Origin of the sequence: Zongyangia hominis, assembly GCF_014385095.1 — a bacterium.
Lineage (GTDB): Bacteria > Bacillota > Clostridia > Oscillospirales > Ruminococcaceae > Zongyangia > Zongyangia hominis.
This window is the reverse complement of the sequence record NZ_JACRTC010000004.1, coordinates 225776-242078: the sequence shown is the minus strand read 5'-3', so window position 1 is coordinate 242078 and position 16303 is coordinate 225776. Positions and strand designations below refer to the sequence as shown.

At 55.5% G+C, this 16303-nt stretch carries 13 protein-coding genes and 2 riboswitches; of the genes, 4 read left to right on the top strand and 9 right to left on the bottom strand.

Annotated features, from left to right (window positions below):
- Positions 1-174 precede the first annotated feature (174 nt).
- The 6 genes from H8709_RS07695 to rplM all read right to left on the bottom strand — a co-directional run bounded on the left by H8709_RS07695 (position 175) and on the right by rplM (position 3679).
- On the bottom strand, positions 175-366 hold the full coding sequence (locus H8709_RS07695) for a hypothetical protein (protein WP_002576356.1): 192 nt from the start codon (positions 364-366) through the stop codon (positions 175-177).
- A 27-nt stretch (positions 367-393) separates the two neighbouring features.
- Positions 394-669, bottom strand: coding sequence for a DUF5720 family protein (locus H8709_RS07690; protein ID WP_002576357.1), 276 nt, complete (start codon positions 667-669; stop codon positions 394-396).
- Between the two features lie 12 nt (positions 670-681).
- The gene (locus H8709_RS07685) at positions 682-1608 is read right to left on the bottom strand and encodes a ParB/RepB/Spo0J family partition protein (RefSeq protein ID WP_002576358.1); all 927 of its coding nucleotides are present in this window, start codon (positions 1606-1608) and stop codon (positions 682-684) included.
- The gene (locus tag H8709_RS07680; protein ID WP_002576359.1) at positions 1565-2386 is read right to left on the bottom strand and encodes a ParA family protein; all 822 of its coding nucleotides are present in this window, start codon (positions 2384-2386) and stop codon (positions 1565-1567) included. The genes H8709_RS07685 and H8709_RS07680 overlap by 44 nt, the downstream gene beginning before the upstream one ends.
- 443 nt (positions 2387-2829) lie before the next feature.
- Positions 2830-3228 (bottom strand): 30S ribosomal protein S9, encoded by a 399-nt coding sequence (rpsI, locus tag H8709_RS07675; protein ID WP_262397796.1) that lies wholly within the window; start codon positions 3226-3228, stop codon positions 2830-2832.
- Between the two features lie 22 nt (positions 3229-3250).
- Positions 3251-3679, bottom strand: coding sequence for a 50S ribosomal protein L13 (rplM, locus tag H8709_RS07670; protein WP_262397795.1), 429 nt, complete (start codon positions 3677-3679; stop codon positions 3251-3253).
- A gap of 407 nt (positions 3680-4086) precedes the next feature.
- Here rplM and H8709_RS07665 point away from each other — a divergent pair, with 407 nt between their 5' ends.
- Positions 4087-4797, top strand: coding sequence for a tRNA 2-thiocytidine biosynthesis TtcA family protein (locus H8709_RS07665; RefSeq protein ID WP_262397794.1), 711 nt, complete (start codon positions 4087-4089; stop codon positions 4795-4797).
- Positions 4798-4921: 124 nt separating this feature from the next.
- Here H8709_RS07665 and H8709_RS07660 read toward each other — a convergent pair whose 3' ends face one another.
- Positions 4922-5107 carry a hypothetical protein gene (locus H8709_RS07660; RefSeq protein WP_262397793.1) on the bottom strand — a complete coding sequence of 62 codons (186 nt, stop codon included), beginning with the start codon at positions 5105-5107 and terminating at the stop codon, positions 4922-4924.
- Between the two features lie 274 nt (positions 5108-5381).
- Positions 5382-6101, bottom strand: coding sequence for a LytR/AlgR family response regulator transcription factor (locus tag H8709_RS07655; RefSeq protein ID WP_262397792.1), 720 nt, complete (start codon positions 6099-6101; stop codon positions 5382-5384).
- Positions 6102-6687: 586 nt separating this feature from the next.
- Between H8709_RS07655 and H8709_RS07650 the strand changes: the two genes are divergently transcribed.
- Positions 6688-7374 (top strand): response regulator transcription factor, encoded by a 687-nt coding sequence (locus H8709_RS07650; protein ID WP_262397802.1) that lies wholly within the window; start codon positions 6688-6690, stop codon positions 7372-7374.
- Positions 7349-9529 (top strand): sensor histidine kinase, encoded by a 2181-nt coding sequence (locus H8709_RS07645; protein ID WP_262397791.1) that lies wholly within the window; start codon positions 7349-7351, stop codon positions 9527-9529. Before H8709_RS07650 ends, H8709_RS07645 begins: the two co-directional genes overlap by 26 nt.
- Before the next feature lie 590 nt (positions 9530-10119).
- On the opposite strand, the gene nifJ is transcribed toward H8709_RS07645, so the two are convergent.
- Entirely contained in the window at positions 10120-13665 is a 3546-nt protein-coding gene (nifJ, locus tag H8709_RS07640; RefSeq protein WP_262397790.1) for a pyruvate:ferredoxin (flavodoxin) oxidoreductase, read from the bottom strand.
- Positions 13666-14495: 830 nt separating this feature from the next.
- On the opposite strand from nifJ, the gene H8709_RS07635 reads away from it, so the two are divergent.
- Entirely contained in the window at positions 14496-15854 is a 1359-nt protein-coding gene (locus H8709_RS07635) for a hemolysin family protein (RefSeq protein WP_262397789.1), read from the top strand.
- 160 nt (positions 15855-16014) lie between these two features.
- Positions 16015-16099: riboswitch (cyclic di-GMP riboswitch) on the top strand.
- A gap of 96 nt (positions 16100-16195) precedes the next feature.
- Positions 16196-16278: riboswitch (cyclic di-GMP riboswitch) on the top strand.
- Positions 16279-16303 lie beyond the last annotated feature (25 nt).

The following is a 16303-nucleotide window of genomic DNA, read 5'->3' as shown; positions in this document are numbered from 1 at the left end:
TTATACCATCTGGCTGGCCGCCGTTTTAATTTTGAAACGCTCAGCGGCTTGATTTTGTGTTGCCTTTTTTGCTTCACTAAAAATCTGAAATTTCTACTTGACTTTTATTAGCAGGTCTTTCTAATTTTAGGGCATGAAAAAAGCCACAATCCTTCGTGAAAAAGACTGTGGCTTTCAGCTGTTTTTGTTGTTCTGCCAGGGCCGGTAAGGACGCTTGTACTTCGGCGGATGACTGAACATCGGCTCATGCTCCGAAAACGGGAGGGTCTGCAAAACCCGGTCAATGTCGGTGGATTCCATATCATACTGGGACTGGCAACTTTCCCGGATGGCATCTTTGATGCTCTGGACAGTACACATATTCATTCCTTTCCTTTCGTAGTGATAATGAGTTTACGGGTGGCGGCGGCGCTTGTCCGGTTTGAAGTCGAGCACATGGCCCTCGATCACACGGGCATACCGCTTGATTTTGATTTCCCGACGCTTCTGGCTTACGAGGGCGGCCTGATACCCGTCCTCCGTAAGAAACAGCCGCATATCATCGCCGGGGCAGCCGTAGGAACAAGGGCGCTGAACGGAAAACTCGATCATCCAGCGGGTGCTGTCCTGAAAACGCTCTACGGCCAAGATATTGTGTCCTTTCAGCTCACGGGCTGAAATATCCCTCATAGGCGGCTCCTTTCATCGTTCCTGGTCTCTCTGGCGCTTCTTCTGCCACGCCTCCAGCAGTTTGATAATGGTTTCCTGCATCCGCTGGGGCGTATAGCTTTTGGGGAAATACTTCCGCAGGGTGTCGGAGGTGAAAGTCACTTTGTCGAGATCACTTTTCTTTTCCTCACCCATGATGACGCGCATCATATCGAGGGTCAGATGTCCCTCCTGGCTGTATTTCTTGAGTCGCTGAGCCTGGGAGAGAGAGGGGGTAGCCTGTTCGCTGTCCATCGCGTCCAGCAAATCCCGCTGTTCTTCTTTTTTGAGAAAGGACAGCTCATAAGCCGGATTGAGGGCGATTTTCTTTTCATCGACCATATCCAGCAGTTCGGGAATCAGCTCCGTCAGGCGGATATAGCGCTGCACCTGGTTCCTACTCGAACCAGCCTGCTGCGCCAACAATTCATCTGCACGCAACTTCGTCCCAAGTTGGGACGAAGTTAAGTCCCCCCGTGCGCCTTGGTGTTTCATAGCCTCCAGCTTCATCTTGTAAGCAAAGGCCCTTTCGCTGGGGAGCAGGCTTTCACGTTGTAAGTTGCTGTCCACCATGATGATAGTGGCAGCATCATCGTCCAGGTCTCGGACAATGACAGGCATGGTTTCTTTCTCGGCCAGCTCACTGGCCCGGTGCCGCCTGTGACCGGCAACCAGCTCATAGCCGCCCTCCGGGTCCGGGCGGGCGATCGCCGGAACCAGAACACCATACTGCCGAACGCTGTCGGCGGTCTCCATCATGGCCTCGTCATCCTTGACTTTGAAGGGATGCCCCTTAAATGGGTGCAGCTCAGACAGCGGAATTTCCTGTATCTTCTCCAGCTTGGCATCCTGGCGGCTTTCCTCGGTGGAAAACAAATCATCGTATGGAGCCAGCTCTACTTTTTTCGCGCTGCTTTTCAAGTTTTATCACCTCCTTGGTCAGATTCTTATAGCCCTCGGCCACCTTGCCATTAGGGTCATGGGCAAAAATGCTTTTGCCCTCGGCGCTGATCTCCTTTGCCCGGACAGAATGGGGAATCTCGGTGCCGAACACCTTGATTTTGCTGCCATAGGTCTCCCGCAGCAGGGCGGCAATCTCCTTGGCGAAGTTGGTGCGGTTGTCCACCATCGTCAGCAATATGCCGTCGATCTGGAGCTTGGGGTTGATCTGCCGCTTCACCTTGTTTACGGTCTGGAGCAGCTGTTCCAGGCCCTTGGCGGGCAGGTACTCCGCCTGAACGGGGATTATGACCCTGTTGGCGGCGGCCAGGGCGTTGACCGTGAGCATACCCAGGGATGGCTGGCAGTCAATCAGGATATGGGAATACTGTCCCTTGAGCGTGTCCAGATACTGCCGCAGGATGGTCTCTCGGCTCATGGCGTTCACCAGGGAGACCTCCATGCCGGAGAGCTGGATGTCTGCGGGCATCAGGTCAACGCCCTCCGGGTGGTGCAGGATACCCTCGCCGGGGCGCAGCGGCTCGTCCATCAGGATACGGCCCATCGCGTCGGACAGGGTAAAGGGCAGCTTGTCCGGCTGGGGGTGGCCCAGGCTGATGGTCAGGCTGCCTTGCGGGTCCCCGTCGATCAGCAGCACTTTCTTTCCGGCCTGCGCCAGCCCAATCCCCAGGTTCGCGCAGGTGGTTGTCTTGCCAACGCCGCCTTTCTGGTTGGCGATGGCGATGATTTGCGTGTTCAATGACTTCACCTCATTTCTGAATTGTTCTATGGCTTCTGGAAATAGAAAAAGCCGCCACTTCAAAAATTGAAAGTGACGGCCTTTTCTTATCCCGGAATGAAATTCCCCGGAAACGCAAAAAGCGCCCAGTAGAAAATACTGAGCGCTTGGCGATTAGATTTATTCTCTTTTGTTCAAATTAGGTCAAATTCAGACAAACCGTTTTCACGAAAAAGGTCTCTTGGAGATGTATAAATAAACATCCCCTTGGCATCCCAAAATCGCGTCTCGGTTGTCCTATTTTTTAACCCATAAGCCCTCTTTTTGGGGTGGTTGTCCACCATTTAACCCATAGAAAACGGGTTAAAAGAGGCTTCGTTCTGTCAAATTGCGTCAAACCATTTGAAAAGGAAAAACCCCGGAAACCGCGTAGTTCCGGGGTTTTTGACCACTTTTGATAAAGTTTAGCGCTTGCTGAACTGCGGAGCGCGACGGGCAGCCTTGAGGCCGTACTTCTTACGCTCTTTCATACGCGGATCGCGGGTCAGGAAGCCCGCTTTCTTCAGGATGGGGCGCAGCTCCTCGTTGTACTCGAGCAGCGCTCTGGAGATGCCGTGACGGATGGCGCCAGCCTGGCCGGTGACACCGCCGCCGCCGACGTTGCACTCGATGTCAAAACTGCCGTTGGTATTCGTCAGCTCCAGGGGCTGACGGACAATGAGTTTGAGGGTATCCAGACCGAAATAATCGTCGATATCACGGCCGTTAATCTTTATTGCACCGCTGCCCGCATAGAGTCTTACTCTGGCAACGGAATGTTTTCTTCTGCCTGTTCCATAAAAGAATGGTTTGGAATCGTACATCTATTTGTCCTCCTTTCTGTTCTTACAGCGACCACATTTCAGGATTCTGTGCCGCATGGGTGTGCTCCGCGCCTTTGAATACGCGGCAGCGTTTGAGGGAATTGGCACCCACGGTATTGGAGGGCAGCATTCCTTTCACGGCCAGCATCATCGCTTTTTCCGGGTTCTCTTTCATCAGGGCGTCGTAGCGGATCTCTTTGAGGCCGCCGATCCAGCCGGTGTGATGACGGTAATACTTCTGCTCCAGCTTCTTACCGGTGAGAACCGCCTTCTCTGCGTTGATGATGATGACATGATCGCCGCAGTCCACATGAGGAGCATAGGTGGGCTTATGTTTGCCGTTTAAGATGTGCGCAGCCAGCGCGGCGGTGCGGCCCAGGGGCTTGCCGGCGGCATCGAGCACATACCATTTGCGGCTGATTTCGCCAGCTTTTGGCATTGTCGTTGACATACTTTTTTACCTCCCAAAGTATCTTGCCCATTCCGATCTTCTTCGCCCTCTCCGCGAGGGCTCGGAATGCGCTTTTTCGTGAAACTTTCCTATCAAAACCCGCCCAAAAGAGCGGTTTAGACATCAAGTCGCATGTATCATTATAGTGAAACACGCTTCCCCTGTCAATACTTTTTTATCAAATATTTAATTTACTCTTCGTATACTCTTATTTTCTCATCCGATCTCTCGATTTCTCTCTCATTCTCGTCCGCCATTTCACTTTTTTCACAAAAAAAGATGGGCCCGCCGATTGTATCCCCTCCCTTTTTCCTGTAAAATAGGGTTGCTGTGCCGCATCTTTTTTGTGCGGTGAGCTTATTCCTTATATATAATAAGTAGAACCCTTAGAAAAGGAGGGCGGCGCCATGCAGAAAATGATGGGATATATGAGAAAGGCCATCACCGACTACCAAATGCTCCAGGATGGGGACCGGGTGGCGGTGGGCGTCAGCGGCGGCAAAGATTCGGTGGTCCTGCTGACGGGGCTTTGCCGTCTGCGCCGCTTTATCGGCATCGACTATCAGGTGGTAGCCGTCACCTTGGACCCCATGTTCGGAGGCGTCCCCGCCGACTATTCCGCCATCGAGACCCTGTGCGGGGAGTTGGAGGCGCCCTTTGTCCTCAAACGCACCGACATCGGCCCGGTGGTCTTCGACATCCGCAAAGAGCCCAATCCCTGCAGCCTCTGCGCCCGGATGCGCCGGGGCGCGCTCCACGACGCGGCCAAGGAGTACGGTTGTAACAAGATCGCCTTGGGCCATCACTATGACGACGCGGTGGAGACCTTCCTGCTCAACCTCTTCCACGAGGGGCGCTTAGGCTGCTTCTCCCCGGTCTCCTACCTCTCCCGCAAGGACCTGACCATGATCCGCCCCATGATCTACGCCCCCGAGCGGGACGTTGCCTCCGCCGCCCGGCGCTGTCAGCTCCCCATCGTCAAGAGCCAGTGTCCGGCGGACACCTTCACCCAGCGCCAATGGGCCAAGGACTATCTCAACGAATTGGAAAAGACCCACCCAGGCCTTAAAAAGCGGCTCTTCGGCGCCATGGTGCGGGGCCACATCAGCGGCTGGTGATGTCCCCGCTGCGCCATGCGGGCTCGAGCATATGAAAAAGCGGCAGGAATATTCCTGCCGCTTTTTCGTTTTACTTCTCGTTTCATTTCTTCCATCGCATACTCCCATAAGTAGGGACGCTCCCTCACTCTTGCGAAAAATCCTCGTCAGTCAGCACAATTTCACCATATTTCTCTTCCTGCGCCTCAATCTCTTTCCAGCAAAGGTATTCAATCAGATTGGACATGGAACGCTTTTCTTTTTGTGCGATTTTGCGGATTTTGGCATGGCAAGTTTCATCGAAGCGAAACGTAAATGGAATTTTTGCCATTTCATCACCTCTTCGTAAGCCTTGTTGGTTTTATTGTAGTAAAATCCGGTCACGGTGTATGCATAACACTCAACATCGCATAGATGCCTTGTTACCATCATTTTATACTATAACGGCCCGAATTATACTTTGATTAACAAATATTTTACAAATATTTGCAAACTCTTCCAACACAGTCTACATTTTCTCCCAATTCGCCCTCCGTCGAAAGAAAATGACGTAGCAAACAAAAAAGCGGACACCGAAGCAGCTTCGGTGTCCGCTGTGCATGCTGTCAATATCTGCCCAGCGCCCAGGCATAGTAACGTTCCTTGATCTTGGAGATGCCGCTCTGGCGGATTTTAACCGAGTCGCCGCCCTCCATAATAAAGCTATGCCCGATGATGTTGTTGATATAGTCCATGTTGACGAGAAAACTCTGGTGGCACCGCAAAAATCTCCGGTCCGAGATCTGCGCCTCCAATTCGCTGAGTTTGCAGTAGCAGGAAAAGGTAAAGCCCTGACGGGTACAAAGGGTGACGATCCGCCGGTTGCTCGACGCATAGAGCAGGTTATCAAGCAATAGGTCAAAGTCCTGCCGGGCCGTATGTACCAGAATATGCCGGCTACGCTCGGGGGAATATTCACCCAGCGCCATCTCCAGCACCCGGTCCACCGCCGATTCCACGTAGGGTTTTTTGATAAAGACAGCCGCCGGCACCTCTTGGAGTTCCAAATTGGTCAGATCCTGGGGGCCTGTCAGGGCCACCGCTATGGCGCGGTTATAGTCCCGCACCTTTTCCACCGCCTGCCGCATCTCCGCCGCGCTGCCTTCGGTAAACAAAAAGGCCATATCAAAGACCTTTTCACAAGTGTGCATGGTTTTCAGTAGTTGGTCCATTTCGGTAAACAGTCCGACTTCGGCCTCTTCTCCCCGTTGGGTCATCAGGCCCTGGATCAGCGATTCCAGCACTTCCCCGTCCTCCTTGGACGGATCATAGATGGCAATATTCATCATGGCACTTCCCTATCCTCCCGTAGGAGTTTCTTTCTTGGATGTTTTGTTCTGTCGGTACTTAGATGTAAGATGTATTCGTTTGACAGCCGTCAATGACGGACATCCATCCAAATTACTTTTTTTGGATGCCGGTCCGGCGAGCTGAAGGGTCATGATATTTGTTTATCATTATTATAGTATATTATGACATGAAAGAACACTTTTTTTTTCTGTTGTTCACAATTTTCTCCAATATTTACAAATATGTACTAACAAAAATCGTTTTTATCCAACCATTTTTTCAACACGTTTGTGCAGTTTTACCTTTGTCGAATCCTGCCGCAATCGTAGGAAGGCGTTGTTATTTCCAACAAAGTCCAGTTGCCTCCCCATTCCTGACCACCCGGCCGATGTATTTTATGGAAGTAAGAATTTTGTAAGGAAAACATGCTCCCCTGTGTAAGAAATCCCTTTTATAATCACAGATAGAAAGAGAATTGTGGTATAATAATCTCGCGCGCAAAACCTCAGACCGGCCGGGGCTGGTCCCGCTGCGCAAATATACCCATGGGTAGCTAAAGGAGAGGAACAGAATATGCAGGACCTGACTGTTTTGGTAGTGGACGACGACAAGGAGATCTGTGATTCCATTGGCATCTATCTGAAAAACGAGGGGCTGACCGTGCTGAGCGCCTATGACGGCGTACAGGCGCTGGAAATGCTGGAGGAGAACACCGTTCACCTCATCCTTCTCGATATTATGATGCCCCGCCTGGACGGTATCGGCGCCATGGTCAAAATCCGCCAGGACCGGAATATCCCCATCATCCTCATTTCTGCCAAAAGCGAGGACACCGACAAGATTCTGGGCCTCAACATGGGTGCGGACGATTATATCACAAAGCCTTTCAACCCCTTGGAGCTCATTGCCCGGGTTCGCTCGGTGCTGCGGCGGTATGTCACCCTGGGCGACATGCCCAAACAGGAGAATGTGCTCAAAACAGGCGGTCTCATCCTCAATACAGTGGATAAAACGCTGACGGTGGACGGGGAATATGTCAAACTGACCCCCATTGAGTTTCGGATTTTGGAACTGCTCATGGAAAATCAAAACCGGGTCTTCCCCATCGACGAAATTTACGAGCGGGTGTGGAACGAACCCAGTTTCGCCCCCGAAAATACCGTCGCCGTCCACATCCGCCGCATCCGGGAAAAGATCGAAATCAACCCAAAAGAACCCAAATATTTAAAGGTGGTGTGGGGCATTGGATACAAAATCGAAAAAATCTAGGGGTGGCATCACCTTTGCGGCGTATGTGATCGGCATTTCGCTCATGATTAGTTCCCTGTTGGCCATCCCGTATCTGATCGTCAATCAGTTTTACAAGGACGACTACGCGCAGACCAAACGCTTCCGGGACCTCATCAGCAACACCCTGGCAAGCGCGCAGCACATCGTGACCTATAACCCCCAGTTCGAGGACGATCTGAACGCCTACTGGGCCGACTATTATAACGACTACATCAATAAGTACGGCTATGAACCCAATCCATCCGACTCGGAGAAGGCGCTTTTGGAAGAGAAATTCAAAGAGGACTGGGAGAAGACAAAATACAGCCCCCTGGACGGGGAGAAGGAAAACTTCTATAACGACCGGGACACCCGCCAGGTGTTTTTCGTCAATAGCGACACCGAGGCCGGCACCCCGCGGCAGTTTACCAACACCCAGTTCGAGTCCCTGGAGGACTTTCAGGCTTACATCGAGGCACACCGGAATCAGTACCACTACCTGCTCTTTTTGCAGAATAACCGCTTCTCCGGATTTAACGGCGGCGGCAACTTCTCCTATGAAAACTTCTACGCCGGGGTGGAAGAACAGCTCTCCTGGCTTCCCTCCACCGAGGAGGAGTTTAACGGCATCACCGGCATCATCGCCATCAAGGAAAACCTGGGCGCTTTCGGCGCCTTCTCAAACCGGGCCTACTCGGTTTACATGTCCCATCTGGTGAGCCAATACACGGCCGTCGTGGCCCTGTGCTGCTTTGGCGGGGGGCTCCTCCTCTTCATCCTCTCCTGCGTCTTCCGCAAGCGCCGCCTCCAGTTTTCCCAGGGCATTGCCCATGCCCTTGCAAGCGTCTGGCTGGAAGTGAAGATTGTGGTGTATTTCCTGCTCATCGCTCTGGGGATTTCCGCTTTTGCCGTCTCCTTCGATACCCCGCCCCTCCTGTTGGCGACTCCCATCGCCTACTGGTCGGTCTATCTGATTTGTCTGGATTTCCGATATAACGGCATGGGCGTCTTTACCCAAAACAGCGTCAACGCGCTCTACCGCGCCATCAACAAATATTCCATGAAATATCCCTTCCAGAAGCGGCAGTCCCGCAAGATGATCGTCTTCTTCTGTACCGAGATCGGGCTGGCCATCCTGGGGGCCATCTTCTTCGCGGTGGGCGTGAGCGCCGAAGGCTTTTTCATCTTGCTGGCCTTCCTGGTGGCGGGCATCGGACTGCTCATCGGCTATAAATTCATCGACAACTATAAAAACAGCCTCCAAACCTTAGGGCGCATCATGGATAACGTCCATGAAACCCGCCTGGGCACCACGCCGGCGCCCCTGATCCTCTATCCCAACGACGACCTCTACTCCTTCGCCGACGACCTCAACGGCATCAACGAGGGCATCAACAAGATGGTGGAGGAGCGCACAAAGAGCGAGCGGATGAAGATCGAGCTGATCACCAACGTCTCCCACGATCTGAAGACCCCGCTGACTTCCATCATCAACTACGTGGACCTGCTCAAGAAGGAGGAGCTCTCCCCCCCATTTGCCAACGACTATGTCAAGGTGCTCGAGCGCAAATCCATGCGGCTCAAAACCCTGATCGAAGACCTGTTTGAGGTGTCCAAGGCAAACTCCGGTAACATGGAACTGGAGCTGGCGGTCATCGACTTTGGGGAGCTGGTGGAACAGACCGTGGCGGAGCTCGATGAAAAGATCGCGCCCTCCGGCCTGGACTTCCGGGTGACCATCCCGCAAAAGCGCATCCATATTAACGCCGACGGCCGGCGGCTCAACCGGGTGCTCTCCAACCTGATTCTCAACGCCGTCAAGTACTCCCTGCCCGGCACCCGCGTCTATATCGACGTGTTCCAATGGGAGAAAAAGGTCATCTTCGTCATCAAGAACATCGCCTCCTACGAGATGAACTTTAACGCTAACGAAATTATGGAGCGCTTTGTCCGGGGCGATCAGGCCCGCTCCACCGAGGGTTCGGGACTGGGGCTGTCCATCGCCAAGAGCTTCACCGAGCTCCAAGGCGGACAGATGGACATCGCCGTGGACGGGGATCTCTTCAAGGTCACCCTGGAATTCGACGTGGTGGACTCCCCCAAGGAGTTTCACGAATTCCCCGACGAGCCGCCGGAGGAACTGCAAGCCTATTAAAATAAGAAAAAGGACGCTCTTATAGAGCGTCCTTTTTTTGCGCTGACGGCAAGCATAGGCACCGCAGGTGCGCGCCCCCGGCGTGCAATCGTGACGGCGTCCTTGTACGCCGCGGGGCGTGAGCCCCTTTCGAGCGGCCGGCGAGCCGGCGGCACCGATACTCCGCAAACGCCTCGTGTGGAGGGAGGCAGTCAGACCATGCAAACCCAGAGCGCGATCCTTGGGGGATGTCAGCAAGGGGGTGTCCCCCTTGCTGTGCCCTTTGCATCCTTTCCGGCAAGGGAAAGGATGTGCCTGCCCCGGCACGAGGGGCAAGGCTGCCGTCCCCGACGGCGTCTGTGCCCCCGCGGCATGAGCGGTAAGAGGATGCACCCCATGGGGTGCAAATGAACCCGCACCGGCACGAGGGGCACGCCTACCGGCGCCACCTGCCGGTGGGGGTTGCCGCGCTGTGGCATCGTTTGCAACATAAACGCGGGTGACGCGTCGGAGGCTCGAAATATACCTGTGGCGCGTCACCCGCCCGCCGGCGGTAGCTGAAAAAAGGACCCGCGCCCCATGGGGCGCGGGTCCTTTTTGTATCATCAGTCTTATTCGACTTCGTACATCTTCTGGAGTTTGACCAGGTGGTTGTATTTCTCCACAGCGTTCTTCTCCGCTTTCTCGAACAGAACCTCTGCGCGATCCGGGAAGGAACGGGTCAGGGAGTTGTAACGGACCTCACCCATGATGAAGTCTCTGTAAGAAGCGGTCGGAGCCTTGCTGTCGAGCTGGAACGGATTCTTGCCCTCAGCGGCCAGACGCGGATCGAAGCGGAACAGATGCCAGTAACCGGCGGCAACCGCTTTCTTCTCCTCGGTCTGGGCGATGCTCATGCCGCCCTTGATGCCGTGGTTGATGCAGGGGGCGTAACAGATGAGCACGGAAGGACCATGATAGCTCTCCGCCTCGTGGAAGGCTTTGATGCACTGGTTCATGTCGGCGCCCTGGGAAACCTGAGCGACATAGACATAACCATAGCTCATGGCGATACCGGCCAGGTCTTTCTTCTTGACCTCTTTACCAGCGGCGGCAAACTGTGCCACAGCGCCGGTCGGGGTGGACTTGGAGGACTGGCCGCCGGTGTTGGAGTACACCTCGGTGTCGAAGATCAGGACGTTGACGTCCTCGCCGGAAGCGATGACGTGATCAAGACCGCCGAAGCCGATGTCGTACGCCCAGCCGTCGCCGCCCAGGATCCAGACGGATTTCTTCTTCAGATAATCCTTGTCCGCGAGGACCGCTTTGCATTTATCGCAATCGACTTTTTCCATCTCGGCGATGAGCGCCTCGGTGGCAACGCCGTTGGCCGCGCCGTCATCCACAGTGCTCAGGTAGTTCTCACAGGCCTCTTTCAGAGCGCCCTCGGCTTTTTCCGCAATCTCGGTGACCTTCGCGATCAGGCCGTTTCTGATGGTGGCCTGTGCCAGGTACATACCATAGCCGTACTCGGCGTTATCTTCAAACAGGGAGTTGGCCCAGGAAGGACCGTAACCTTTCTTGTTGACGGTGTACGGAGTGGAGGGGGAAGAACCGCCCCAGATGGAGGAACAACCGGTCGCGTTGGCGATCATCATTCTTTCACCGCAGATCTGGGTGGCAAGCTTCGCGTACGGAGTCTCGCCGCAACCCGCGCAGGCGCCGGAGAACTCAAGCAGGGGCTGCTTGAACTGGCTGCCCTTGACGGTGGTGTCTTTGAACTTGGCGGCAACTTCCGGTTTCTCCGGCAGCGCGTGGCCGTAGTTGAATTTCTCCTGCTCAGGCAGCTGGGAATCCAGGGATTTAAACTCCAGGGCCTTGTTGCCCTTCTTGCCCGGGCAGACGTTGATGCAGGAGCCGCAGTTGGTGCAGTCCAGGACGGACACGGTCATGGCGAACTGATAGCCCGGCATACCGGTCATAGGAACCATCTTCATGCCTTCCGGCGCGTTTTTCGCCTCTTCGTCGGTCATGACCGCCGGGCGGATGACCGCGTGGGGGCAGACATAAGAGCAGAAGTTACACTGGATGCAGTTTTCAGGAATCCAGGTGGGAACGTCGACCGCGATACCGCGTTTCTCATAGGCAGCGGAACCCTGGGGGAACTCGCCGTCCACGTGATCTTTGAACGCGGAAACCGGCAGCTTGTCGCCTCTCTGGGCGTTGATGGCGTTCTGGATGTTGTTGACATAGTCGACCAGGTCTTTGCGGTCGCCATTGACGGAAGCATCCGCGGCAGCCTCGTCGGCAGCGTTGGCCCAGTCAGCGGGGACCTCGATCTTCTTGACATCCTGTACGCCGCGCTCAATGGCCGCGTGGTTCATGGCGACAATCTTTTCGCCCTTCTTGGAGTAGGAAGCGGTGGCCGCGTCCTTCATATATTTGACGGCGTCATCGATGGGGATGATGCCCGCCAGTTTAAAGAAGGCAGCCTGGAGGACGGTGTTGATTCTGCCGCCCAGACCGATCTCACGGCCGATGTGGATGCCGTCGATGGTGTAGAAGTTGATGTTGTGCTCGGCGATATAGCGTTTCTCTTTGGCCGGCATTCTGGCGTTGATCTCATCCATGTCCCAGCCACAGTTGAGCAGGAAGGTGCCGCCGTCTTTGAGGTCCTCGACCATGTCGTACTTGCCGATGTAGGAGGGGTTGTGGCAGGCGACAAAGTTTGCTTTATTGATGAAGTAGGTGGACTTGATGGGCTTGTGTCCAAAGCGCAGATGGGAAATGGTGACGCCGCCGGACTTCTTGGAGTCGTAGGCAAAGTACGCCTGGGCGTACATGTCGGTGTGATCGCCGATGATCTTGATGGAGTTCTTGTTGGCGCCGACGGTGCCGTCCGCACCCAGGCCCCAGAACTTACAGGAAGTGGTGCCCTCGGGAGCAGTGTCGGGGTTCTCGCCCACAGGCAGGGAGAGGCCCGTCACATCGTCTTCAATACCGATGGTGAAGCGGGGCTTCGCCTGAGTCTCGGCGTTTTTGTACACGGCGATGATGTTGGCCGGGGTGGTGTCCTTGGAGCCCAAGCCGTAGCGGCCGGTCATGACCGGGACGTTCTCGAACTTGGAGCCTTTGAGGGCTGCGACAACATCCAGATAGAGCGGCTCGCCGATGGAACCGGGCTCTTTGGTTCTGTCGAGGACGGAAATGGTCTTGACAGAAGCAGGGATGGCGTCGATCAGATGTTTGGCGGAGAACGGACGATACAGGCGAACCTTTACGAGGCCGTATTTGCCGCCGTTAGCGTTGAGATAATCGATGGTCTCTTCGATGGTATCGTTGACGGAACCCATGGCGATGATGATATTTTCCGCATCCGCGGCGCCATAGTAGTTAAACAGCTGGTAGTTGGTGCCGATTTTGGCGTTGACTTTGCCCATGTACTCTTCCACGACCGCAGGCAGCGCGTCGTAGTAGGGGTTGCAGGCCTCTCTGTTCTGGAAGAAGATGTCCGGGTTCTGCGCAGAACCGCGCAGCGCCGGATGGTTGGGGTTGAGGGCGCTCTTTCTGAACTCTGCCACAGCGTCCATATCCAGCATCTCAGCCAGATCGTCCTGATCCCACATCTCGATCTTCTGGATCTCATGGGAGGTGCGGAAGCCGTCGAAGAAGTGCAGGAACGGGACCTTGCCTTTGATAGCGGCCAGATGGGCGACAGCGCCCAGGTCCATGACCTCCTGGGGGTTGGTGGCGCACAGCATCGCAAAGCCGGTCTGACGGCAGGCATAGATGTCGGAGTGGTCGCCGAAGATGCTAAGCGCGTGGCTTGCCACCGCACGGGCGGAGCAGTGGATGACGCCGGGCAGCTGCTCGCCGGCGATTTTATACATGTTGGGGATCATTAAGAGTAAGCCCTGCGAAGCGGTATAGGTGGTGGTCAGCGCGCCTGCTGCCAGAGAACCGTGTACGGTACCGGCGGCGCCCGCCTCGGACTGCATCTCTACGACCTTGACCTGCTGGCCGAAGATGTTTTTGCGGCCCTCCGCACTCCACTTGTCAGTGACCTCTGCCATAACGGAAGAGGGAGTGATCGGATAGATGGCCGCCAAATCGGTGAACGAATAGGATACGTACGCCGCGGCGTTATTGCCGTCCATGGTCTTCATTTTTCTTGCCATGTTTGTTGTTCCTCCCTTTTGGAATTCTTTTGGCCGGATGGAAATTCCACCCTGTGCGCATTTAACCCTGTCCCAAGCGCCGGGCATTGGCGCAAAAAGACAAGGTCCACATGAAAAGGGCCTCCAGGGCCTGCTTCCACTTGTGTTTGCTACCTTCAAATTTTATCATCTTTATGGCGCAAAGTAAAGTATCTCTCACTCTTATTTTCCCCCTTTTTCAGAAATCTTCCACCTACCGGTGGAGGATGTCGCGCTGTGGTGCGTCGGCAACCCAAGCGCGGGGAACGCGACGGTGGACCTACCGGTCAGGACATCGCGCTGTGGCGCGTCTGCGACTTTAACGCGAGGAACGCGGCGGTGTCCTCGATCAAACTCAGGGCGCGTCATCCCGCCCCGGAGGGGCCCACCTGCCGGTGGAGGACATCGCGCTGTGGTGCGTCGGCAACCCAAGCGCGGGGAACGCGGCGGTGGACCTACCGGTCAGGACATCGCGCTGTGGCGCGTCTGCGACTTTAACGCGAGGAACGCGGCGGTGTCCTCGATCAAACTCAGGGCGCGTCATCCCGCCCCGGAGGGGCCCACCTGCCGGTGGAGGACATCGCGCTGTGGTGCGTCGGCAACCCAAGAGCGGGGAACGCGGCGGTGGCCTCGATCAAACCAAGAGCGCGACATGCCGACCGCAGGTCCGCGTCATGCCCGCCGCAGGTCCGCGTCGTCCCGCCGGCAGGCGGCGGGCAGGGGTTTGACGGGGGCGGCGGCACGATGTATAATATAAGGTAATTGTAGCTGTATCTAAGCCCTAAATTATCTACAACGAAGGAGTTTTGTGAGTGGACCCCGACGGAAATCTGATTCTCTGTTTGATTCTGCTGGCTGTGGCCTTATTTCTCAAGGCCTTCATCATGTGCAGCAAGACCGCCATTGTCCTGTTCCCCGACGCCCGCATCCGCAAATTGTGCGAGGAGGGTGACGAGCGTGCCCAGCGCATCGCCCGTCTGACGGGGGAGCCGACCCATTACAATGACGCGACGCTGCTGCTCTCCCACTTTTTCACCGTCCTCATCGCCATCCTGGCCACCCTGGTCGCCTACCGCACCGCCTGGCCCTGGCTCATTTCCCTCTCCCTGCCCCAGAGTGCGGCCGGTGTGGTGCTGGTGGCCGCGGCCGCTCTCCTCACCTGCTTTTTGGTACTGGTGCTGGCCACCTACCTGCCCAAGAACATCGCGGGGAAAAACCCGGAGCGGATCTCCTTGTCCACCGTGGGCCTGCTCTCGGTCATCTTGCAGATCACCCGGCCCTTCCGCTTTTTCACCGTCAAATGCGCCGACGCCCTCTCCAAGCTGCTGGGCTTTGACCCGGCCAGCCAGGTGGAACTGGTCACCGAGGAAGAAATCCGCATGATGGTGGATGTGGGCAATGAAAAGGGCGTCATCGAAGAGAGCCAGAAGGAAATGATCAACAACATCTTCGAGTTCGACGACACCACCGCAGAGGAGATCATGACCCACCGCACCGAAATTTCCGCCGTGCCCGTGGACTGCTCCTTAAACGATATTCTGGACATTGCCATCACCGACGGCTATTCCCGCATCCCGGCCTACCGGGAGGACATCGACAACATCGTGGGCGTCATCTATGTCAAGGACCTGCTCAAGCTCCTGGGCGGCGGCGCTCCGGAAGAGTTTCACGTGGAAAGCTATCTGCGGCCGGTCTTTTTTGTCCCCGAATCCAACCGCCTGCGGGAGCTCTTTACCCAGTTCACCGAGCGCAAGGTCCAGTTGGCCGTGGTAGTGGATGAATACGGCGGCACCTCCGGCATCGTCACCATGGAGGACGTGCTGGAATCCATCGTGGGCAATATCCAGGACGAATACGACAACGAGGAGGAGGAATTCTCCCGCATCGACGAGAACACCTGGTCCATCGACGGCGGCGCCTCTCTGGACGACGTGTCCAAGGCGCTGGGGGTGGAATTGGTGGAGGAAGACGCCGACGTGGACGTGGATACCTTGGGCGGACTCATCATCGACACCTTGGGCCGCATCCCCGGGGAGGAGGAAACTCCCACCGTGGAAATCGCGGGGGTACGCCTCACCGCTGTGAGCATTGTGGACCGGCGCATCGCCAGAGTCAAGGCCGTCATCCTGCCTCCCCCGGAAGGCCCGGAAAAAGCGGGCAAAGACGCTTAATCTACCGGTCACAGATTTCACACGCCCCATGGCTATAGATACAATTGCTGATTATGTGACTAGAATTTCTATAAAACTCGTCCCCTTTCCGATTGACATTTCGCCTCACCGCGCATAGAATGAGGGCATAGGATGGCTGCCGTGCGTGACAGTCCTCCGAGTCAATATTTGGCAAACCCGGCGAAAGCCGGCGGCGCAAAGCTAAAGGGCCTTACCTCTCACCAGGTTGGCAGCCAGTTGCAATCGGAATACAGGAACGTACCCTTTCTGTTTTTGATTCTACCAAAGGCTTTGCGCTGTGCGCAAAGCCTTTTTTGGCGTCAGAATTTGTGCAATACAAGAGGTGATTTTGGCAAACCCGGCGAAAGCCGGCGACGCAAAGCTAGAGGGCCTTACCTTCCCCGGTTGGCAGCCAGCTGCACTGAGGGGCAAAATTCATCTGTGCTTCC